The organism is Geomonas diazotrophica (assembly GCF_019063885.1).
GTDB classification, from domain to species: domain Bacteria; phylum Desulfobacterota; class Desulfuromonadia; order Geobacterales; family Geobacteraceae; genus Geomonas; species Geomonas diazotrophica.
Genome location: NZ_CP077684.1, coordinates 997,420 through 1,019,665, shown reverse-complemented (window position 1 = coordinate 1,019,665; position 22,246 = coordinate 997,420). Strand labels below are relative to the sequence as shown.

At 65.6% G+C, this 22,246-nt stretch carries 16 protein-coding genes and 1 pseudogene; 6 read left to right on the top strand and 11 right to left on the bottom strand.

Annotation, left to right across the window (positions count from 1 at the left end; all coding sequences use genetic code 11):
* Positions 1-62: 62 nt before the first annotated feature.
* On the bottom strand, positions 63-4,511 hold the full coding sequence (locus tag KP003_RS04410) for a translocation/assembly module TamB domain-containing protein (RefSeq protein ID WP_239027612.1): 4,449 nt from the start codon (positions 4,509-4,511) through the stop codon (positions 63-65).
* The gene (locus KP003_RS04405; RefSeq protein ID WP_216498434.1) at positions 4,508-6,277 is read right to left on the bottom strand and encodes an autotransporter assembly complex protein TamA; all 1,770 of its coding nucleotides are present in this window, start codon (positions 6,275-6,277) and stop codon (positions 4,508-4,510) included. The genes KP003_RS04410 and KP003_RS04405 overlap by 4 nt, the downstream gene beginning before the upstream one ends.
* Positions 6,278-6,779: 502 nt before the next feature.
* Here KP003_RS04405 and KP003_RS04400 point away from each other — a divergent pair.
* Positions 6,780-7,292 carry a GNAT family N-acetyltransferase gene (locus KP003_RS04400; RefSeq protein ID WP_216498435.1) on the top strand — a complete coding sequence of 171 codons (513 nt, stop codon included), beginning with the start codon at positions 6,780-6,782 and terminating at the stop codon, positions 7,290-7,292.
* Positions 7,289-8,494 carry a M20 family metallopeptidase gene (locus KP003_RS04395; protein ID WP_217300392.1) on the top strand — a complete coding sequence of 402 codons (1,206 nt, stop codon included), beginning with the start codon at positions 7,289-7,291 and terminating at the stop codon, positions 8,492-8,494. Before KP003_RS04400 ends, KP003_RS04395 begins: the two co-directional genes overlap by 4 nt.
* Before the next feature lie 97 nt (positions 8,495-8,591).
* On the opposite strand, the pseudogene KP003_RS21255 reads toward KP003_RS04395, so the two are convergent.
* The 3 genes and pseudogenes from KP003_RS21255 to KP003_RS04380 all read right to left on the bottom strand — a co-directional run.
* A pseudogene (locus KP003_RS21255) lies at positions 8,592-8,657 on the bottom strand (hypothetical protein); the annotation flags it as partial.
* Positions 8,639-8,833, bottom strand: coding sequence for a hypothetical protein (locus KP003_RS04385; RefSeq protein WP_216498576.1), 195 nt, complete (start codon positions 8,831-8,833; stop codon positions 8,639-8,641). The gene KP003_RS04385 and the pseudogene KP003_RS21255, both read right to left, overlap by 19 nt.
* Before the next feature lie 28 nt (positions 8,834-8,861).
* Complete coding sequence (locus KP003_RS04380) at positions 8,862-9,149, bottom strand: hypothetical protein (protein WP_239027611.1); 288 nt, start codon at positions 9,147-9,149, stop codon at positions 8,862-8,864.
* A gap of 162 nt (positions 9,150-9,311) precedes the next feature.
* On the opposite strand from KP003_RS04380, the gene KP003_RS04375 reads away from it, so the two are divergent.
* From KP003_RS04375 to murB, 3 genes are all read left to right on the top strand, one after another.
* A complete protein-coding gene (locus KP003_RS04375) occupies positions 9,312-10,514 on the top strand; it encodes an exo-beta-N-acetylmuramidase NamZ family protein (protein ID WP_236026829.1) in 1,203 nt (400 codons plus the stop codon).
* A 422-nt stretch (positions 10,515-10,936) separates the two neighbouring features.
* Positions 10,937-12,631, top strand: a complete 1,695-nt coding sequence (locus tag KP003_RS04370; protein ID WP_217300391.1) for a methyl-accepting chemotaxis protein — start codon at positions 10,937-10,939, stop codon at positions 12,629-12,631.
* Between the two features lie 127 nt (positions 12,632-12,758).
* Entirely contained in the window at positions 12,759-13,724 is a 966-nt protein-coding gene (gene murB / locus KP003_RS04365; protein ID WP_216498438.1) for a UDP-N-acetylmuramate dehydrogenase, read from the top strand.
* On the opposite strand, the gene KP003_RS04360 is transcribed toward murB, so the two are convergent.
* Both KP003_RS04360 and KP003_RS04355 read right to left on the bottom strand, forming a co-directional pair.
* Positions 13,721-16,219, bottom strand: a complete 2,499-nt coding sequence (locus KP003_RS04360; protein WP_216790717.1) for an ATP-binding protein — start codon at positions 16,217-16,219, stop codon at positions 13,721-13,723. The genes murB and KP003_RS04360 overlap by 4 nt on opposite strands.
* A gap of 136 nt (positions 16,220-16,355) precedes the next feature.
* Positions 16,356-17,048 (bottom strand): PilZ domain-containing protein, encoded by a 693-nt coding sequence (locus tag KP003_RS04355; protein ID WP_216790715.1) that lies wholly within the window; start codon positions 17,046-17,048, stop codon positions 16,356-16,358.
* Between KP003_RS04355 and KP003_RS04350 the strand changes: the two genes are divergently transcribed.
* Positions 17,047-17,334: a hypothetical protein gene (locus KP003_RS04350; protein WP_216498441.1), complete on the top strand. Its 288-nt coding sequence runs from the start codon at positions 17,047-17,049 to the stop codon at positions 17,332-17,334. The two genes, KP003_RS04355 and KP003_RS04350, sit on opposite strands and share 2 nt — an antisense overlap.
* Before the next feature lie 307 nt (positions 17,335-17,641).
* Here the strand turns inward: KP003_RS04350 and KP003_RS04345 are convergent, their stop codons facing one another.
* The 4 genes from KP003_RS04345 to KP003_RS04330 all read right to left on the bottom strand — a co-directional run bounded on the left by KP003_RS04345 (position 17,642) and on the right by KP003_RS04330 (position 22,175).
* Positions 17,642-17,842: a cold-shock protein gene (locus tag KP003_RS04345; protein ID WP_135870683.1), complete on the bottom strand. Its 201-nt coding sequence runs from the start codon at positions 17,840-17,842 to the stop codon at positions 17,642-17,644.
* A 137-nt stretch (positions 17,843-17,979) separates the two neighbouring features.
* Positions 17,980-18,708, bottom strand: coding sequence for a hypothetical protein (locus KP003_RS04340; RefSeq protein ID WP_216498442.1), 729 nt, complete (start codon positions 18,706-18,708; stop codon positions 17,980-17,982).
* 71 nt (positions 18,709-18,779) lie between these two features.
* A complete protein-coding gene (locus KP003_RS04335; protein WP_216790713.1) occupies positions 18,780-21,317 on the bottom strand; it encodes a response regulator in 2,538 nt (845 codons plus the stop codon).
* Positions 21,318-21,416: 99 nt separating this feature from the next.
* Positions 21,417-22,175, bottom strand: coding sequence for an NADH-quinone oxidoreductase subunit B family protein (locus KP003_RS04330; RefSeq protein ID WP_216790711.1), 759 nt, complete (start codon positions 22,173-22,175; stop codon positions 21,417-21,419).
* Positions 22,176-22,246: the final 71 nt, after the last annotated feature.

Here is a 22,246-nt window from a genome sequence, read left to right as displayed (position 1 = left end):
GAAGAGGGACTAGCGGAAGATCCCCGCTAACCGGTAACGAGAAGTGGAATGAAACTCCGGGATCACCTGAATTCCAGCTTGTAATAGAGGTCAACGCCGGACTCGGAGCCGCTCTGGGTCTCGATCTGCATGCGCTTGAAGATGTCGTAGCGCAGCCGGAAAAGGTTCTGTCCCGTGATCAGCGACCTGCCGTAGCTGAGGTAGAGATCCGGGGCCAGGTACTTGCCCACCGAGAAGACGGACTCGCCGGCTACGGGCGTCTTGGCGGAAATCGCACCGGTCGGGGTGGTGGCGATCTCCTTGTACCCCATCCGGCCGGTGCTCGATGTGTCGACCGACTCCAGTCCCAGCGTGCTCAGGCCGAGCCGGTCCTTGATCTGCTCCTGCAACGACTCCGACTTCCCGAAGGAGAAGATGCCGGCGGCAGCGGTGGCCAGCGCGCTCCCCTGCTCGCCGCTGGTCCCCATGGGGTGTCCGAGCACCATGTAGGCAAGGATGTCCACCTCGGGCATGGTGGGCTCCGAGTGGAGCTTGACCACCGGTGCGTTCAGGAACCCGCCCACGGTGACCCCCGCTTTGACGTCGCCAACGGTGCGCAGGGCCAGGACGTCAAGGGTGGGCCGGGTCACCGGGTCGTTCACGTAGTAGATCCGTCCCCGCACGATCTCCAGGTTCATGCCGTAGGCGCGGTAGCATCCCTTGATCACCTTGATCTCCCCGGAACTCTCGATCTTGTCGATCCCGTTCAGCACAAGGTCCATGCTCCCCCCGAGCTGCGCGTCGATTCCTGATGCCTCCACCTGCACCTTGTCCCCGAGCACCACCTTCACCCTCCCCTCCACGAGCAACGGGATGCGGGGCTCCTTACCCTTGGGGGGAGCGCCCTCGAAGACGACGTCCTCGCTCGGCGCGACCACGTGCTGCGTGGGGGAGCCGGAGATCAGCATCTCGGGGACCCCGATCTCGCCGTTGATGGTGGCCTTTTTGGCGTCGCCTTCGAAGGTGAGTTGCGGCGAGGTGTACATGGTGAGTTCCGGCAGGTACACGGTCTGGAAACGCTGCCCGCTCAGGGTGCCCCGGTAATCCTGCACCTGCCACCCCTTGAGCCTCATCAGCAGGGTGCCGGTCAGTTCGCCGCCATCGGAGAGCGCCCTCAACCTCTCGATGCGCATCTCATCGTGGTCCAGGCGCGCCAGGAGTTGCACCCCGGTGAGGGTGATCCCGGCACTGGGGAGATAGGCACCGGCATCGGCGAGCTCCAGGGTCCCGTTCACGGTAGGATCGCCCCAGGTTCCCGCCGCCTTGATATCGACGCTGAGCGTGCCGCGGGTTTCCTGCACCACCCCCGGGAAGAATGCGGTGAGGAAGCCGTGCTCCTGCAGCGTCCCCGACAAGCGCCCCTGCACCGCGCCGGCCTGGTTCGGAGTCACCGGCAGCCGGGCCGGGATCGGCAGGAGGAAGTCGCCCTTGGCCTGCCCGTAGTCGGCGAGGGAAAGGTCCAGGTTTCCGGTCAGGCTCTCGCCGTGCCAGGCGAAGCTCACCAGGGCCGAGCGGATCGCGGCGCTCGCCTCGCCGGTACTTCCCTGCCACCGGGCGCTTCCCTGCGAGAAGCCGGCTTCGCCCGCCAGATCCAGCCGCTTGCCGGGAAGGAGCCTCCCCTTGGCGTTGCCGTGGAGCTCCCCCTGCAGGTCCATGGTCCCCGGGAGCCAGGGACGCAGCAGGGCCGGCTTGATGTCGCTCCACTCGACGCTGAAGTCTCCGGTCTCGGGAAGGGCGCTGCCGGCGGGAGAGTCGGAGGAGAGCACGCCCCTGAGGCTGCCACCGGTGTCGAGCCAGAGGTCGGCGGCGGCACGGGTCCCTTTGCCGTCGGCATCGATGCGGACGGTGAACTGGCTCCCGATCACCTTTTCCCCTTTGGACTGGTAGGCCCCGGTGGCGTCGGCACTGCCGTGCAGGACCAGCTCCCCCCCGGGCTTCCCGGTGTCGTGCCGCTGGAAGGAGAGTTCCGCCCGGTCGATGGAGGCGTCGAACTCGTCCCCCTTGGCCCGCCAGATGACCCTGCCGCCGGCAAGGGAGGTGTTGCCGGCCAGGTCCATGCGCCGTCCCGGCAAGAGTCGCCCCTTCACCTCTCCGGCAAGCCTCCCCTCCAGGCTCAGTTCGGGCGAGAGGTAGGGGCGCAGCAGCGCCAGGTCGAGATTCGCCCAGTTCAGGGTAAGGTCGCCGCGCCGCGGCAGCGCCAGGGCGGCGTGCTCGCCGGAATGGAAGGTGAGACGGGCGCTGCCGCCCCCTTTTTCCAGCGCGAGATCGGCGGTGGCGTCGACTCCCCCTTCCCCTCCCTGCAGCGTGGCCAGCAGCCGCTCCAACCCGACCCGCCTGCCGTCGGCGACAACGGCGCCGCTCGCCTCGGCACGTGCGTTCAGGGTGGCTCGCCCACCGGGGGCGAGCCTCAGGTCGAAACTGCCGGAAGAGGCGCCGGAGAGTTCCCCCTTGGGGAGCCAGACGCCGGCCCGGGCGAGGTTGAGGCCGCTCCAGCTCCCCCGGAAGGCGCCCGAGCGGTCGCGGTTCAGGTTACCGGCCAGCTCAATGCGCTCGCCGGGCGCCCCGTCGATGACCAGCGGCGTGGTGCTGAAGCGCCCCTGCCCGACGGTGAGCCGCGCCGGGGCGGCGAGCGCGAAGGGGCCCACGCCGTCGTTGCCGGAGAAGCGGGAGAGTTCGCCGCGCCAGACGCCGTCGGCGTAGCCGCCGGAGGCGAGGAGATCGACCTTGGCGACGCCGGAGGTGAGCTGCGCCTCGATGGTGTGCCGCTTCGAGGTGCCGCGCAGCGCGAAGGTGGCCGCGTCCACAGCAAGCTCTCCCGCGCGCACGGTACTCGCCGTCCCGCGCAGGGAGACCGGGTAATCCTTACCCTCCCCGAGGCTTGCCTGCAGATCGACGGCACCGGTACGGACGCCGGCCGCCGCAAGGTTGCGTCCCCTGGCAGCGGCCGCGCCGGAGAGCATCCCATCGCGCCAGCGCAGCCAGCCGTCCGCGGCAACGGCACCCGCGCTTCCCGGCAGCAGACCGGAGAGATCGGTCACGTCGGCGGTGAAGTCGAAGCGCCGGTCAGGCTCGCCGCTCCCCCGGAGCCGGAACCCTTTACCCGCCAGCATCAGGCGCTTCACCGCGACCTTGGCCCCGGCGAAGCTACCCTCGAGCTCGCCGGTCAGATCCCGCCCCTTGAGCCTACTCTGCAGCAGCCGCGCCTGAACGCTCCCCTGCACCGCCCCCCGGTCCCGCTGCCCCACCACCCCGGTGAGGTCGAGGTTCACCCTCCCTTTCCAGTCGGCGGCGAGGCTTTCCGGGTCAAGTCCTCGGCCGGTCAGCTTGCCGCTCACCCGCCAGCCGCCGCTCCAGTCCACGTCGAGCGCGCCGCGCACGCTCCCCTTGAGCCAGTTGCCGGAGAGCGGGTCCAGGCGCACGCCGTTCTTGCCACCGCGATAACGTGCGGCGAGCCCCATGCTCTCCCAGCCGGGGCCGCGGTTGGTGAGGGAGAAGGTACCGAGGTAGCGGGCGGGGCTGCCGGAGAAGGTGAGGTCGCCGTCGAGGATGGCTGGATGGGCGAACTCCCGCCCGAGGTCGAGATTGTCTGCGTGAAGGGCGAGCGCTAAGAGGGGCTCGTCCGTGGTGAGGGTCATGCTGCCGTTGCCGGTGAGAAGCCCGGGGCGGCCGGGGCGCAGCATTCGAAAGCTCCTGAAATTGAAACCGGCACGGGTGATGCCGAGTTCGCTGGTGATGTCGAGGCGTTTCCCTCCGTCGCGGCTGCCGGTGAGCGCGACCGGCCCGGCCAGCTGCTCGGGCTCCCCCCCCGATTCGAGGCGCGCCTGCACCGAGAAGGCGTCCAGGTCGGCCATCGGCTGCGACGGGGCGAGGTGCAGTTCGAGATGCAGCGATGGGTGCCGCAACCCTGCCGTGAGTTCCCCCGAGGCGCTCCCTTGCGCCGCGGAAACGCTCCCCCCGGAGACGGCCAGGACGCCGGCGCGCAGGGTCAGCCCGGCCGCCAGCTCGCTCAACAGGAAGGGTTCGCCCTGGAGGTGGCGGTAGCTCATCCCCTTCAGGCTGAAACGCTCGACCCGCGCCTCCAGGCGCCGCACCGTTTCGCTCACCTGCGGCCAGCGCAGCTCCGGCGTCTTGGCGACCAGCGGGGTGTCGTCCTGGATGCGCAGCGCGGTGAGGGAAAGATCGTGCACCAGGAGCTTGCCGTGCAAAAGGCGCACGGGCTCCCAGGAAAGCTCCAGGCGCTCCAGCTGCAGCACCACCTTGGGGCGGTCCAGCCGCACCCCGGTCAGCCGCAGCCGGTCCCAAAGCCGCCCCTCGACCTGCCGCACCGAGACCTTCTCGCCTGAGAGCCCCCCGAGGGTGGTCAGGGCGAAACGAGCGCCGGAGCTGGTACCCAGAAGCCAGAAGAGCCCCAGGACCATGGCGAGGAGGAGCCCCAGCAGGGGGAGCCCTATGTAGAACGCGAACCGTCTCAAAATTCAAACCCCACGGAGAAATGGATGCGAACGGGGGGGGCGCCGGCTGCCAGCGGATGGGCCAGGTAAAGGTTAAGCCCCCCCACCGGCGTGTAGTAGTGGGCGCCCACCCCCACCCCCTGCATCAGATCGATGTTGCCGAAGTCGTTGAAGGCGTTGCCGATGTCGTCGAATATCGAGACGCCCCAGTTCTTGAACAGGGCCCGCTCCAGCTCGACGCTCCCGACCAGCAGGTGTTTTCCCCCCACCACCCTGCCGGCCGCGTCCTTGGGACCGAGGCTTTGATAGGCGTAGCCGCGCACGCTCTGGTCGCCGCCGGCGAAGAAGCGGATCGAGGGAGGGAGTTCCGCAAGCGGGTCGGTGAGGAGGCTGTACCCCGTGTTGGCGCGCGCATGGAAGGTGAGGCGCCCGGGCATGGGAATCAGCACGCTGGCGTTGCCGATGGCCTGGACCAGTCCGGTATCCGAGCCGAGGTACTGGTGGGCGCCGCGCAGGTCGACCGAGAAGCGGTAACCGCTCGTCGGGCGGACCAGGTCGTTGAACTTGTCCTTGGAGAAGCGAAAACCCGGGAGCACCAGCCGAGACTGGGAGTTCACGTTCGCCACCTTGTAGTTTTCCTGTTGGATCTTCAGGTAGGGGGTGGCGACTTCGCCGCGCCCCAGGCCGAAGTTGCGGTCCACCTCGATGGCCGCCAGCCGGCTTTGATAGGTGGAGACGGTCTCGCGCTGCAGGTTCAGCTGGATCGAGGTGGAGCTCCTGAGATCGCTCTTGCTGGGTACGGTGTAGCGCCCCGCAAACCCCTGCAGGCGCTCCGCCACGTAGAGGCTCAGGTCGAGATCGTTCCCCTCGTGGGCGAGGTTGAGATCGCGGTAGTGCACCGAGAACCTGCCGCCGGTATCGGTGCCGTAGCCGATGCCGGGACGCAGGGTGCGCCGCGGCGCACTGGTGAGGCGAACCAGGATCGGGACCTTGTGCCCCTTCGCCTCCTCACGTTGCGGCGTCACCACCACCTGCCGGAAGCGCTCCGCATTGGCGAAGTTGAGCTGGGTCTCGCCGAGCTTGGCGTAGGAGAAGGGCTCCCCTTCCTTGAAGGCGATGAACCGCTTCAGGAAGATATCCGGATATTCGGCGCCCCCCTCGATGCGGGTGCCGTCGAAGTAGTAGCGGGCGCCGGTATCCAGGGTGAGGTGGATACGGGCGGTGGCAAGATCGGGGGAGATCCGGATCTCGTGGCGGGGGAAGCCGGCATCCAGGTAGCCAAGGGTCTGGGCCTGCGCCTGTAGTGCACTCTTGCCCCGCTCGTAGTCGGGCTGCAACAGCACCCCCCCGGCGGCAAGCGGGAAGGAGGCGGCCTGGCGGCGCAACTCCTTTTGTTGCGCCCCTTCCCCCTCGAGCTTCAGGTCGACCTCGACGACCCGCACCGGTTCGCCCGGATCGACCACCACCTCCACCCTCCCCTCTCCCCCCTTCCCTTCCCGCACCGTGGCAGTCGCCTTGGCGCGGTAGAAACCGTAAGGCTGCAGGGCCACCCGCGCCTTTTCCGGCGCCTGGCGCGCAAAGCGCTCCAGCCAGAGCCGGTCGACCTTGCCGTCGCGCACCAGGCCATGCGGCAGTTCCAGCGCCCGGCGCACGTTGTCCTGGGCATCCCCCTCGACGCCGGAGACGGCGACCTCTACCGGCTCGGCGGCACGAAGCGGTGCGGCAAGGCAAAAGAGCCAGGCGAGGCAGAGGGCGATACGAAAGTGTGTGGCAAGGGATCGGGACATGAGGCTCCAGGCGCGTCGGCTTTCCCTTTTTCGCCCCCGCCCCTCCTCGCGCCGGAGGAGCTGCAGATCGAGATAGGAAACGCCTAACCTTTCCAGATTACGAACCCATGAAGTTTACCATGTCGGACGACGATGTTCTTGTTTCCTCAACAATATCCGGCAGGCAGAGCGAAGATGCGGGAGCAAAACCACGACAGAGTTTTCTGCCTATGAGCACGCGACCACGGATTGAACTTGAAAAGCATCGCCGCAACTGAAGTTACGCTCTCCCCCGCCCCGCGACGTCCTGGGAGAAGAAGGTGGAGCTGGGTTCGAATCTCATATTCCCTGCGCCTTTGCGGCTCCGCCTCTTAGCGTAGAAGCTTTTGATGCCATCGACGCCTTACCGTCTTGTCACCCCGCATCCCCCTTGCCAGAAGGGAGGACTGCTGTCTCAGTCCCCCGAGTCGCAACTCTGTTATAATGTCAGCAGCAGCCAACTAAGCCGTTCACGAGGTAGGTCATGCCGCACAACGACCAGCACGAAGAGGAGGCCCCCCGCATCCGGCAGATGATCATCGAGGACCTGCCGGAGGTGTTTCACATCGGGGAGGAGGTCTTCACCGCGGAATATTCGCAAAGCCTCTACCGCACCTGGGACGAATACGAGATCACCACGCTGTTCAACTCGGACAACGAGCTCTGCATCGTGGCCGAGCACGAGGACCGCATCCTGGGGTTCGCCCTGGGCACCACCGTCAAGAAGCACCACTCGCCCTGGAAGTACGGCTACCTGGTCTGGCTCGGGGTGCGCCGCGAGCTGCAGAAGGTGCAGGTCGGCGCCCGGCTCTTCAAGGAACTGAAAAGGCGCTTCAAGGAACAGGGGGTACGCATGATCATCATCGACACCTCGGCCGACAACGAACCGGCCATCCGGTTCTTCAAGAAGCACGGTTTCGACAACGTGCAGGAGCACCTCTACATGACGCTCAACCTCTCCAAGCGGCAAAAGAAGAAGCCGGTGAAAAAGCCATGAGCGGCCGACTCGAAGAGGTCATGGCCGCCATCGCCCCCGCACGGCTCAAGGGGACCCTCACCGACCTGCTCGACATATACTCACCCTCGGGAAAGGAGGAGGACATCCAGCTCTACCTTGAGGACCTCCTCTCCCGCGCCGGATTCTCCGTGGAGCGCCAGGAGGTCGAGGAAGAGCGCTACAACCTGCGCGTCACCATGGGAGAGAACGAACCGAGGCTCTATCTGGTGGGGCATGTGGACACGGTTCCCGCCTGGGACCTGGAGGAGTTCGGGGCGCGGGAGGATGGGGACTTGGTCCGGGGGCTGGGGAGCGCCGACATGAAGGGTGGCTGCGCCGCCATGCTGGAGACCTGGCTCGCTCTGGCGCAGGCGCTCAAACCTGCGCGACGCCCGAGCGTTGGGCTACTGCTGGTGGTGGGTGAAGAGGAGAACGGGGACGGCAGCGCCGCCTTTCTCAAGCGGTGCAGCGCCCCGTGGGCCGTGATCGGGGAACCGACCGGCCTCTCCGCCTGCTTCGCGCACTTCGGTTACCTGGAAGCGGGGTTCGTCACCCGGGGGGTGCGCAGCCACTCCTCGCTCCCCGAGTTGGGGCACAACGCCGTGGAGTCGATGCTGCGGGTGCTTCTTCACCTCGGGAAGGACTCCCTGTTCAAGCGGGGCGAATCCGAGATCGTCTACTCGATCAGGGAGATGCGCTCCTCCCAGAAGGGATTCGTGGTGCCGGACCGCTGCGAGGCGTGGATCGACCTGCACCTCCCCCCCGAGCGCGATCCGGGATCCGTGGAGCAGGCCATCCGCCGCATCACCGCCGGCGCCGGGCAGTACATACCGGGGCTCGACCTCTCGGTCGCCTTCGACTTCGCCTCCCCCGGCTACAACCTGGGGACCGACAACCCGCTGGCCCGCATCCTGGAACAGACCTACCAGCGCCTCGGGCTCACCCTGAAGTTCGAGGCCTTCCGGTCGCACTCGGACGGGAACCTGTTCCACGCGGCGGGATGCCGGCCGCTCATCCTTGGGCCGGGCGCGCTGGAGATCTCCCACACCCCCGAGGAGCAGGTAAGCTTCCCGGAAGTGCTGGCGGCGGCGAGGATCTATGCGGCGCTCTGCCTGGGGATGGACCAGTACGCGGGGCTCGCCCTGGAGCGCAGGGGGTCTCTGAACTGCTTCGATCGGCAGGCGAGCTGGGTGGGGTGCTAGCGGGAGGGGCGCTACTGCCGAAGCTGTCGCTCATCCCTTTGTGGCAGCGCTTGCAGTCGTTCATAGGGGAGGCGACCAGCATGTGGCAGGCACCGCAGAAGTTTCCGTAGATGTTGGTGTCCATGGTAAAGGCGCTGGTCGACTTCACCTTGATGTTGAAGATGTCGGGGTGGCAGCTGGAGCAGTCGAGCTCGGCGAAATGTTCCTGGTGGGAGAAACCTTGGCCGGCTCGCTGCGGTCCATGGCCGCCCCTCCGGAACTCAGGACGAGCACGAGGGCACACGCCGGCACGGCACGCAACAGCATCCTCATCCCCTTCCCCAGCACCACCGACTCCATCCTGGCACTCCCCCCACCCCGAACAGGTCTACTTGGCCTGGTTGCTCTGCTTGTACTCCAGCATGAACGCGTAAAGGTTGCGGCACAGCGACAGGCGTTTCAGGTACACCTTGCGTACCGACTCCTCCTGGGTCTCGATCACCTTCTGCAGCGCGTCGCACTTGGCCAACAGGTCGCGCAGCTCCTGCACCGACATGGTCATGGCCTGGTTGCTCTTGGAGCAGGTATCATCGAAGGTCGCCTGCCAGGCCTCCTCGGCCCAAACCGGCTGTGCCAGGGCCAGTACCAGCATGGCAGTCGCGATCGCGCCTTTCACGTTTGACAGACCCCCGGCCGAGACAAATTGTGATGCAACTCACCGAAGAACCGCATAGGGCTTGCCTTCGCAGAAAGTTGTGGAGTAAGCTCTGCCATCATCTGAACCAGAAGGCGGTACATCGTGTTTCGAGTTGCACCATCCGTTCTCGCAGTGACCCTGATGCTGTTCCTTTTGTTCCCACTCTCCTCCCGGGCCGAACCCGTCAAGACCGGCGCCGAGATCCTGAGCGAGCAGGGGTTCCCGCCGCTACAGGGAAAGCGCTTCGCCCTGATCACCAACCAGTCCGCCATGGTGGGGGACACCCACGTCCTGACGCTGATGGAGCAAAAAGGGGTGAAGCCCGTAGTGATCTTCTCTCCCGAGCACGGCCTGAAGGGGAATGCCGAGGACGGCGTCAAGCTGGCCGACGACAACGCGGCGGCCATACCGGTGAAGAGCCTGTACGGCGCCAGCAAGAAGCCGCGCCCGGACGACCTCAAGGGTATCGACCTGTTGGTTTTCGACATCCAGGACGCCGGCGCGCGCTTCTACACCTACATCTCCACCATGGGGCTCGCCATGCAGGCCGCCGCCCAGGCCGGCATCCCCTTCCTGGTGCTGGACCGTCCCAACCCCCTTGGGGGGGACTACGTCGCCGGCTTCGTGAGGGAGAAGATCCCGGGGAGCTTCACCTCGCTCTACCCGATCCCGTTGGCCCACGGCCTGACGGTAGGGGAGCTGGCCGGGATGATCAAGGGGGAAGGGATGCTGCCGGACCTGGAGAAGCTCGACCTGCAGGTGGTGCGCATGCATGGGTGGCAGCGGGAGATGCGCTGGCCGGATACGGGGCTGCGCTGGGTCGCCACCAGCCCAAACCTGGCCGCCATCGACTCGGTGCTGCTCTACCCCGGCACCGGCCTGCTGGAGGGGACCGGCGCCTCGGAAGGACGCGGCAGCACGAGACCGTTCCAGATCGCCGGTTGGCCCGGCATCGACGCCAAGGCCCTCGCCCTGCGTCTGAACGAAGAACGTCTCCCGGGACTGCACTTCGATCCGCTGCAGTTCACCCCGGTCCGGCTCCCCGGCATCTCCAGCGCGCCGAAGTACCGCGACCGCGAGGTGGCGGGGGTGAGCATCGAGATCACCGACTACCGCAAGGTCTTGCCGGTGCAGACCGGTGTCGCGCTTTTGGCCGCGCTGCAGGCGGCGCTCCCCGACCAGGCCCGTCCCCTGTTCTTCCGGGGGGGGATCGACGACATGGCAGGTTCGCCTGAGCTGCGCAAGGGGCTGCAGGCGGGCGAGACGCCGGCCGCCATCGAAGCCCGCTGGGCGCCAGGAGTGAAAAGCTTCCTGGAGCTGCGCAAGCCCTACCTCCTCTACTGATCCCTCCTCACCACTTCCCGCCCGGACTCCCCCGGAAAAAAAGCAGGGGTACCCTCTCGGGTACCCCTCGGTGCGACTCTCATCGGTATCGGCCGCCAAAGAGCACCGATTACATGGCAGAAGGGACAGTGTTGCCGCGGGCGCCGTTCTGGCACCGGGGCCGGCCCTAGCCCGGCCTGCGCACTTCTGTGCCTGGCATCCCCTCCATGTCAACGCTGTGACCTTATCGCCAGGGTTCGGCACTACTTGAGAGATTTCTGCTGGGCACGCCTGCAGCCGGACCTGATCCGCCTCGAGCGCGCTGCAACTGCAATCGGCGCGGGTTCCCGTTCAAAAAGTCCTCAATCTATTGCTCGATCTGCCGATACGGAAAGGCGATGGAAAAGAGTAAGGCGACGTCGCCATTGGATGAGGTAACACACATGAGCACAAAATATCGGCTGTCCTTTCAAGCAAAGATCCTCCTACTGGTACTGGTAAGCTGCTGCGTACTTGGCGCCCCCACCGGTCTGACAGTTATGAAGCAGTTCTATGACCTTACCACCAGGTTCAACGAGTCCTACCGCGAGTCCCTCTACGCCAACTCCGACCTGCTTGCCAAGGCCGAGGTACAGACCGCTGTCAGCCTGCTGCAGCAGATCAGCGACCGGCAGCAAAGGGGCGAGATCACCGTTGAGGAGGCGAAGAAGCAGGGTGCGGACCTGCTCAGGGGGCTGAAGTTCGGCAAGGACGGATACTTCTGGGCCGATACCTCCGACGGCACCAACGTGGTACTGCTCGGGAAACCCGCCGAAGGGAAGAACCGCATGGACCTCCAGGACGCCAAGGGGAAATACCTGATCCGGGAGATCATCAAGAACGGCAAACAGCCGGGGGGCGGCTTCACCGACTACCATTTCCCGCGCCCGGGCAGCGACACGGCCGCCCCCAAGCGCGGCTACTCGCTCTACTTCCCCCCCTTCGACTGGGTCATCGGCACCGGCACCTACGTGGACGACCTGGACAACCTGGTGGCCAAGGCCGCAGACGCGAACAAGCAGTTGATCCTAAAGGACGTCTACCTGGTGGTGGCGCTCACCGTTGTGATCCTGGCCATCATCTGCCTGGCTGCGGTCCTGGTGGTGCGCAGGCTGATCGCCCACATCGGCACCGAGCCGGAGGAACTGGAGGAGATCGCCCAGCAGGTGGCGTCGGGCGACCTGACCGTGCGGCTGGAGCCGGGGAGAACCGGCATCTACGAGGCGATGCGCCGCATGGTCGAGGGGCTTCGGGAGGTGATGGAAAAGGTGAACCGCAGCGCCCTGGACGTCTCGGCCGCGGCGGGGGAGCTAAACGCCAACGCCCGCAGCATGGCCGACGACGCCGGCGCCGTGGTGAACCAGGCCGAGACGGTGGCGGTCGCCAGCGAGGAGATGTCCTGCACCAGCAACGACATCTCCCGCAACTGCCACCTGGCCGCCGGCAGCTCCGGGCGAGCCAGCACTTCCGCGCAAAGCGGTGCCGCCATCGTCAAGGAAACGGTTCAGGGGATGAACAGGATCGCCGACCACGTGCGCAATTCCGCCGGCGTGGTGGAGCAGTTGGGGACCCGCAGCGACCAGATCGGCGAGATCGTGGCCACCATCGAGGACATCGCGGACCAGACCAACCTCCTGGCGCTCAACGCCGCCATAGAGGCCGCCCGCGCCGGAGAGCAGGGGCGCGGCTTCGCCGTGGTCGCGGACGAGGTCCGCGCGCTGGCCGAACGGACCACCAAGGCGACCCGCGAGATCGGCACCATGATCAAGAACATCCAGCAGGAAACCAAGCTCGCGGTGCGGGCCATGGAGGAAGGGGTCGAGGAGGTGACCCGCGGCACCGGCGAGGCGGCCCGCTCCGGCGAGGCCCTGGAAGACATCCTGACCCAGATCAACGAGGTGACCAGCCAGATCAACCAGATCGTGACGGCAGCAGAAGAGCAGACCGCCACCACCCAGGAGATCACCAACAACATCCACCAGATATCCGGTACCGTACAGCAAAGCGCCAGGGGGGCGCAGGAGATCTCGGCGGCCTCCGAGCGCCTCTCCACCCTCTCGGGCGAGATGCAGGAGATGGTGCAGAGGTTCAGGCTTTAAAACGCACCACTGGCACGGCCCGGCGTTCCATCGGCACCGCCGGGCCGTCCGCCCACTCCGACCGGTCCGCCGTTCATCATCCTCACCACCAATTGGCATTCCAGCTAACTCGTGTATCATATTCGCTATGCCAAAATCCGACCTCGACCGACAATTCCGCCTCAACATCGAAGAATACGTGCCGCTGGCGCCGTTCACCTCCTTCCGGGTCGGCGGGCCGGCCCGCTTCCTCATCGGTGCCCGGACCCTGCGCGAGCTCCGGGAAGCGCTGCGCTTCGCTGACAGGATGAAACTCCCCTTCTGCATCCTGGGTGGGGGGAGCAACCTCCTGGTGAGCGACGAAGGCTTCCCGGGGGTCGCCATACGGCTGCTGATGAACCGGGTCACCCGGTCGGGCGGCATGGTCCGGGTCCAGGGAGGCTTCGACCTGACCGCCCTGGTACACCGGACGGTGGGATGGGGGCTGTCGGGACTCGAATCCCTGGCGGGCATCCCGGGGACGGTGGGAGGCGCGGTGCGGGGGAACGCCGGGGCCTACGGCGGCGCCATCGCTGATGCGCTGGCCACGGTCTCGGCGCTGGACGCCGCCACGCTCCATTCGGTGACGCTGCGCCGCGACCAATGCGCCTTCGGCTACCGGGACAGCCGCTTCAAGCGGGATCCCGGATTGATCGTGGTAGGGGCGCTGCTGGCGCTCACCCCGGGAGACCGGGACGAGATCGGGACGAAGGTCGCGGAAACCCTGGCCAAGCGGGAGGCGAAACAGCTTTCCTGCGACCTGAGCGCCGGTTCCTTCTTCATGAATCCGGTGGTGGACGACGCGGGGCTGATCAGGAGGTTCGAGGAGGACCAGGGGGTGCGCTGCCGGGAATGCCGCATCCCCGCAGGCTGGCTCATCGACCAGGCCGGGCTGCGCAGCCTGAGGGTGGGGGGAGCGGCGGTGAGCCACCGGCATGCCAACTACCTGGTCAACACGGGAGCGGCCACGGCGGCGGAAATCGTTGAACTGGCCAGACAGGTGCGCAAGGAAGTGCAGGTGAAACTGGGGGTCGTACTCAGGGAGGAGGTGAGCCCCCTCGGGGTGGTCATCTAAACGGGCGAGGCCACGCGCCTGAAATCCGCCAGGGCCTGCTCCAGCACCCCGAACAGTTCCGGCAGTCCCGCCCGCTCCTGTTCCTTTTGTGCGGACTCCTCAATCAGCAGCGCCACCGCGCGCATCACCTCGGCCCCGATACTGGCGGCGGCTCCCTTGATGCTGTGGGCCTGCAGGCGCACCTCCGGGTAGTCCTCCGCCTCGATCGCCCGCTGCAAGACCTTCATCAGTTTATCGGTGCTTTCAAGGTACTTCTCCACGAACATCTCCACGAACTCGGCATCACCCAGCCTCCGCACCAGTCCCTTGCGGTCGAAGACGGGAACCTCCACCTGCTCCGGCGAGCCGGCGCTGGGCGAACCGGTGTTTGGCGAGCCGGCCTGCATCGGACCCGCCTGCTCCTCCCCCCCCCGCGCGACGCCGTCACATGGCCCCGGCGCGGTGCAGTCATCTGGGCAGACGGTGGCACGCTCGGGGATCCAGCGCAGCAGCACCTCGGCCAGTTGGCCACAGTCGAAGGGCTTGCTGAGGTAGTCGTCCATCCCGGCGGCGAGGCAGAGCTCGCGATCGCCGGCCAGCGCGTTGGCGGTCAGCGCCACCACCGGCAGGTGCCCTCCCCCCTCGCTCTCCTCCCGATCCCTGATGGCGCGGGTCGCGGCGAAGCCGTCCATGTGCGGCATCTGACAATCCATGAAGACCAGGTGGTACTTCCCCTCGCCGGATGCGGCGACGGCAAGCTCTCCGTTGGCGACGATGTCCACCCGGCAGTTCAACTGCCCCAGCATATGCCGCACCACGTCCTGGTTCACCGGGTTGTCCTCCGCCACCAGGATGAGGGCGTCGAAGCAGGGCTTAGTCCCCCCTTCCAGCGGAGCCTGCTGGTTCGCCAGGCTTTCCGGTACTTCCTTGAGCACCTCGAGCCTGACGCTGAACCAGAAGGTGGAGCCGACGCCGTACTCGCTGGTAAGCCCGAGCTCCCCTTCCATCAACTGGGCCAGTTGCCGGGAAATGGCCAACCCCAGCCCGGTGCCGCCGAAGGTCCTGGTGGTCGAATAGTCCGCCTGGGAGAAGCTCTCGAAGATGTGCGCCTGCGCCTCGGGCCGGATGCCGATCCCGGTATCGGCCACCTCGAACCTGAGCCATCCCTCCCCCTGCTCGGCGAGGCGTGCCGCAGTCAGGCGCACTTCGCCGCGGCTGGTGAACTTGACCGCGTTGCCCAGCAGGTTGACCAGGATCTGGCGCAGGCGGACCGGGTCGCCCACCACGTAGCGCGGCAGGGCCGGGTCGAGTTGCAGCGAGATCCCCACCCCCTTGCGCTGCGCCACCGCGGCGAACATCTCCAGCACCCCCCCGAGAATGTCATGGAGGTCGAAGGGGGCGGGCTCGAGTTCCATGCGCCCGGCCTCTATCTTGGAGAAGTCCAGGATGTCGTTGATGATGGACAAAAGGGACTCGCCGGAATTGCGTACCGCTTCCGCAAACCGGCGCTGCTCGCCGGCCAGCCCGCTTTCCAGCAGCACCCTGGTCATCCCCAGCACGCCGTTCATCGGGGTCCGAATCTCGTGGCTCATGTTGGCAAGGAACTGGGACTTGGCGAGGCTCGCGGCCTCGGCCGCCTCCTTGGACACCATCAGCTCGGCCACGGTCTGGTTCAATTCACGGTTGGCAGCGGAGAGCTGCGCGGTGCGCCGCTGCACCTCCCCCTCGAGTTCCTGTCGCTGCGCCTCCAGTTGCTGGTCGCGCCGCTGGATCTGGACAAGCATCTCGTTGAACCCCTCGATCAAGGTCCCCAGTTCGTCGTTCCCCTGCTTTTTGGCCCGCATCGAGTAGTTCTTCTCCGCCGAGACCGCCTTGATCACCTGCGCCAGGTGCGTGATGGGCGCCGAGATCAGGCGCTGCAGCCACGACGCAAGGAAGTACACCAGGAGCAGGGCGCTCAGCATCACCCCGGTCACCAGGAGGAAGAAACGCGCCAGCCGGTCGGTGAACTCGCGGGGGTCGGATTGCAGCACCACGGTGCCGATCTGCTGGCCGTCCAGCAGGATGTGGTTGACGCCGTAGATGTCTTCGCCTATGGCCAGGGGTGAACGGGATTGCTGCAGGGTGGAGCGGAAGCTGTTCTGGTCGATGCTGATCCGGGTGCCGTCGATTACGGCAAAGGGGAGCGGACGTGCCTGCCTCCCCGGCGCCAGGTACCGGGCCAGCACCGTGTCGTCCTGCAGCACGATGAGGGCCGTGCGTATGTACGGTTTGGCCCGAAGGGCGGCGAGGGTTTCCCCGGCGGCCTGCCGGTCGTTGAAGGCCACCGCGGCGGAGCTGTTGTTGCCGATGACCTCCGCGAGCGCCGTGAGCTCGGTCTGCATCTCGCTGCGGAAGCGGTCCGCCTCGTTCACCACGAACGCAGCCGAAACCAGCGCCAGCACCACGGCGTTGGTGAAAAGGAGCATGGCGATGAGTTTTCGTCGGATGGAGAGGTCGCGGAGCCGGTTGATCATCTACTATCCCGTGGTGCCGGGGAGCGCAGCGCAGGCCGCGGGGTCCCGGGGAGCTTTTAATCCTTAGCTGATTACTCGGCATCGGGCGCGGATTCTTTAGCACCAAATGCTTCGGCAAAACATTATCGGCGAGGTTTCAGTCGGGCGCGACCTGTTTCAGCCATTCGACCTGGCGCGGCGACATCCCCTGGTCGAACATCACACCTATCCCGGGGATGCTGCGACACCGGCCCCAGGGGATGCACCAGCAGACGCCGGCCTCGATCGCCGCCTCGCCGGACAACTCAGGGAAGCGGAGCCGGACGCGGTCGCCCTTGGCGAAGGGGTGGGTGGTGTGCACGAAGGCGCCTCCCTGGGAGATGTTGACGGTGAAGGTCTTGAGGGGGGCGGCGGCGCAAAGGGCGGTGCTGGAGGAAAGCAGCAGGCTCAGGTAGCTGTCCTTCCTGGCGAAACGCCTCAGGCAGCGGGCGGAGAAGCTGCCGCAGCGGTCCTGTACGAAGCGGGCGAGCGCGGCGTCGGTGTCGGCCGCGGCGGGGGAGTTTTCCTGCGGCCCCAGGGTGATGCTCTGCTGCCTGGAGTCCCACTTGATGCGCAAGGTCGGGTAGAAGTTGATGCAATCGTAGGCGATGCTCTTTTCTTCCTTGGAGCAGCGCACCAGGGTCAGGATGTCGATCAGCAGCCCGTTGTAGGCGGACTGCACGGTCATGCGGAGCGCCTCGTTGAAATCGCCGGCGGTGTGGTAGCTGACGCCGATCCGGTCCAGGATCTGTTCGTAGGCCGATCTCGCCTCCGGCTCGCGCACCACCATCAGTATCCTTGGATCTTCCATGACGTCCGATAGCCTCTGTCCCAGAAAAGCCGGTGCCCGGGGGAGCGCCCCCCCGGGCACCGCAGGTAAAGTCCGCACCGGCGCCTATTTCTCCTCGGTCGCCCTGCTCAGCTCCTGCCGCAGCCGGTTGCTCGCCGCGAGCCTCTTGCCGGCCTTGCCCGCCATGATGTCCTGGGTGGGAAACCTCCTTGCCGTAGTAGGAGGCAGCGGCCTCATCGTCGACCTGGAGCGCCGCACCTTCCAGCGAGAGCCGGAGCTGACGGCCCCGGAACTCGGTCCTTTCTAGTGCTGTGTTTGTGTCACACCCCCGTGATACGTCGTCATGCCCCGGTCCCTGACGACCGCGTGTCCCACCACTGCGATGCCAGCCACAATGACCGCGATGCAGCAATACCTCGTTTTCCGGTTGATCTTCATGAACGAGCCCCCCGTTTAAATTAATTTTGACCAATAATGGATATCATAGGGGGAGAGGTTGTCAACGACGGCGACGGCGCCAGGGGCGCGGGGAGGAGGAGGGTATTGCGGAGGAACGGGACAAAAAAAAGTCCCGGATTGCTCCGGGACTTTTTTGCAGCGCTGAGGATGACCTTTTAGACGCGGCTCACATTGGCGGCCTGCAGCCCTTTGGGGCCCTTTGCCACTTCGAAGGTGACGCTATCGCCTTCAGCCAGGGATTTGAACCCGTCGCCGGTAATGGCGGAGAAGTGCACGAACACGTCGTCGCCGTTCTCCTGCTCGATGAAACCAAACCCCTTGCTGTCGTTAAACCACTTCACAGTTCCGTTAACCATTTACTTTTACCTTCTCCATGCTTTCTGCTTGTTATTTATTGGCCGGGTCATTCCGAACCTTGGCCACCTTAGCAGCTTGCCCCTGACAAAGCAAGCTATTTAAGTTTTCGGCATTTTCGCAGCGATCTCCTCGCCGGCTACGGGGTCAGCTTCACCGGATAGTCGATGCCGTCGATGGTCAGGGTAGTGGTAGCCCCTGCGTTGACGACGCTGGTGAAGTTGCGCACGAAAATTTTCTTCGTGATGAAAGTCTGTGTCTGCGTGACGCTGCCAAAGATGACCGTGGAATCGGGATTGACCACACCCGGTTCGGTAAGAGCGAAGATGGCGCTACCGGATGCGGAATCCTTGATGCTGATAGTGTGGGATGCCGCGATATTATCAACACTGCGAATTTCCGCATCGGCCTGGAGATAGGAGCCCACCGTGACCGGTGTACTGAAATCCCCGAGGATTTTAGTGGAACTGACGAAGTTGGCGCTCACGTTGCCAATCGTGAGCGTGCTCACGGTGGACGTTCCGGGGGTGCTTGCCGAGGTATGGGTCACCGTGACTTTCTGGCCGTTACTGACGGAGCCGCTTGATGCAGCGGCGCCGCCGTCGATGGAGAAGGTGCTGTTGCTCCAGGCAGAGCCGGTTATGGATACGGGGCTGGATGCACCGGTAAGACCTGTGACGGTGATGGCATCGGAGGTAACCGGTGCGCTTATTTCAGTGTTTGTTTTTGGCTGGAAAGAGAAGGAATCCGGGGTCGTCGGTTGTCTCACGTAGGGGGGGAACCACTCGATATCGCCGCAGCCGGCGATGCCGAGAACCAGCAACAAGGGGACCGTCCGCAAAAGGGCGCGAAAGAAAGAGGACTTCATGAGATGCCTCGCTCAGGGATTATTGGGCAAAGCCCGGATAGTACGCAAAGAAAGGGGCGTTGACAAGAGGATTAACGGCGCGGGGGGGAGCTCTCCAAGTTCAGCGAGGAGAGCACTTCCCGCAACGCCGAGAGCTTGTAGGGCTTTTGCACGAAACCGGAGATCCCCTTGCCCAGGAATTTGCCGGAGACCTCGTGCTCGCTGAACCCGCTGGACATGACCACCCTCACCCGCGGGTCGATCCGGCGTAGCTCCCTCAAGCACTGCTCCCCATCCATCTGCGGCATGGTCAGGTCGAGCAGCACCAGGACGATGTCGTTGCGGCTGCAGAAAATCTCCATCCCCTCCCGGCCGTCCGCGGCGCTCACCACCTGGAACCCAAGCTCCCCCAGCATCTCGCTGCCGAGGGCCCTGATGTTGTCCTCGTCGTCGATCAAAAGGACGGTCCCGCTCCCCCGCCAATTCTCACCAGACTCGGACTCAGCGTACCGAAGTCGGGCCGGCGCGTCGCCCGCGGGGAGTACCACCCTGAAGGTGCTCCCCCGCCCAGGTTCGCTCTGGACCCGGATCGCGCCAAGGTGGCCGCGCACGATGCCGAGCACGGCCGCCATCCCCAGCCCCCGCCCGGTGAACTTGGTGGTGAAGAACGGCTCGAAGATCTTCGCCATGGTGTCCCGGTCCATGCCGCAGCCGGTGTCGGACACCTCCAGGTAGACGTAGGGCCCCGGCTGGACCGGATCGGAGAGCCACCCCCCGTCGAGGCGGGACTCGGTGCACTGCACGCAGCCGGTCGAGACGGTGATGACCCCGTTCTGGTCGCCGATCGCCTCGGAGGCGTTGATTACAAGGTTCATCAGCACCTGGCGAATCTGGGTGGCATCGGCGGTGACGGCCGGCAGGGGACGGCTCAGGTGGTAGGAGAGCCGGGCCTTCTTGGAGACGGAGACGCTCAGCATGTGCCCCATCTCCTCAACCAGGCGGTTCAGGTCCAGTTCCTCGGTTATGAAATGCCCCTTTCCGGAGTAGGCGAGCATCTGGTGTGCCAGGTCCGAAGCCCTGGTCGCCGCCATCTCGATGCGGCGCAGGTTCTCGACCGCGGGGGAGTCGGGGGTGAGCCGCATCAGGGCCAGGTCCGTGTTGCCGACGATGACGGTGAGGATGTTGTTGAAATCGTGGGCGATGCCCCCCGCCAGCACACCGAGGCTCTCCAGCTTCTGGGCGTGCAGCATCTGCTTTTCCAGCTTCAGGCGCTCTTCTTCGGCCCTCTTTCTCTGGGTGATGTCGTGGGCGGACCAGATCACGCGCCCGCCGGGCATGGGAGTGACGTTGCCGGTGAACCAGACCTCCTCCCCCTCGATGTTGAGGCTGTAGTCAACCGTGACGGTCGTCCCGGCGGCAAGGGCCTTGCCGATGGTGGAGACGAAGAGGTCGGCCTGCTCCTTGGGGAAGAGGTCGGGGATCTTCTTCCCCAACAGCTCGTCGGGGGGGAGATACAGTTTCTTGGTGCTGGTGGGCGCGATCTCCAGGTAGCGCCCCTCGGCGTCCAGGACCAGGATGACCTCGGTGAGCGAGGCGAAGATGGAGCGCAGTTTCAAGTCCGATGCCTGCAGCGCCTCTTCGGCGTGCCTGCGCTCGACCACCTCGCTCTTAAGCCTGTCGTTTATCTCGGAAAACTCGCGGGTCCTCTCCTCCACCATGCGGCGCAGGACGACGGGCTGGCGGGCGAGCCAGTAGGCGGTCAGGGCGGCGAGGGTGCTAAGGACGAGGACCACTCCCCCCTCGGCAAGGAGCACCCGCCACTGGTACCACCCCCCCACCGGCTCCACCGAAAGGTTCCATTCGCCGTTGGGGATCACGATCTTCTGGCTCACCGGTCGCGTCAGCTCCCCCCCCTGTTTCCAGAAGAGGTCGAGCGTCCCGGTGTCGGGCTTGATCCTGGAGATGCGGTAGTTGAAGTCGGCGCTGAGGGTCCGGTGCAGTTGCAACGTGTCGAAGAAGGCCTCCAGCCTGATCATGGCCGCGGTGAAGCCCCAGAAGCGCTTTTGCCCCTCGGCCCCCTTCACGTACACCGGGAGCCTTCCCATGAGCGCCAGTCCCCCCTGGACCAGCTCGAACGGCCCCGCCAACGTGAGCGAACCGTGGCGCAACGCCGACAGGGCCTCCTTGTTGGTGTTGGATTTGTCCAGGAGGTTCAGGCCGATTGCCTTCTCGTTTCCCTTTAGGGGATAGATCTCGGTGATCACCCCCCCGGGGACGAGTTGCAGGGCCGACAGTCCCGGGTACAGCTCGAGCATCTCCTTGGCCAGTTCCTGGAAGTTGTCGATCCTGCCGTTGCCCTGCCGGATGACCGAGGCCAGTGCATAGGTGGAGGAAAGGGAGCGGTTCAGCTGCTCCTGGATGTCGTGGGCCGCCTTGATGGTGAGGTCGGTGACCGCCTGGCGGCGGAGGTTCTGGCGCTTGGTCTCATATAGCAGCATGATGGAGCCGGAGAGTAACAGGCCGATCAGAAAGGCGAGGAGCGCGATGCTCCAGACACGGACGCTGTCCGAGCGGGGCGGGGGGGAGGAGGGTGATGCGGTCGGCGCAGGGCTCATGTGCGCATTGTACATGGGAACTCACTGTAACGGGTGCAATACGGCGGAAAAAGCTGCAACATCTTGAATAGCCGAAACTTCGCCGGAGTGCAAGCCTTTTCAGAGGCCGCCGTTTCAGCCCATCCGGTTCAAAAGGCGCAACAGTCCGTCGAGGATGGTCACCGGGTGCGGCGGGCATCCCGGGATGTAGAGATCGACCGGCAGCAGGGCGTCCACCCCGTCGTGGGCGGCGGGGGAACCTATGAAGGGGCCGCCGTTTATGGCGCAGGCGCCGCAGGCCACCACGAGCTTGGGGGCAGGGATCGCCTGGTAGGTCTGCAGCAGCGCCTCGCGCATGTTTTCGGTAACCGGGCCGGTGACCCAGAGGGCGTCGGCATGGCGCGGGCTGGCGACGAACTGCAGCCCGAAACGCCCCATGTCCCAGCCGATGGTGGAGAGGACGTTGCTGTCGGCCTCGCAGGCGTTGCAGCCGCCGGCGACCACGGAGCGGAACTTGAGCGAGCGGCCGAAAAGGGCCAGCATCTTCTGGTCCAGGGCCTGCGCCAGCCTGCGCTCCTCCCCTCCCCGCACCACCAGGTCCCCGCGTCGGTTCACCGCCAACCGGGGGTCGTTGGTGTAGGAGATGGCGCCGCTTGGGCAGGCGTCGGCGCACTCGGCGCAGAACAGGCACTTACCGAGGTCGACGGAAAGCCCATCCCCACACCCAAGCGCCCCCACCGGACAGGCGTCGGCGCAGAGGCGACAGTCGGGCGGACAGAGGGAGCTTTTCAGCTCTGGGTAGCCACGGAAGCGCTCCGGCAGCGGCAGCGGCTCCTTCGGGTACGCCATGGTGCGGTGCCCCTGCTTGATGCGGGCGAGTATGGCCTTGATCATGATGCGACTCCTGTCTTCTGATAACCAAAACGTCGATTCATCCCCCCTCTCCCTTTGGGAGAGGGGCGGGG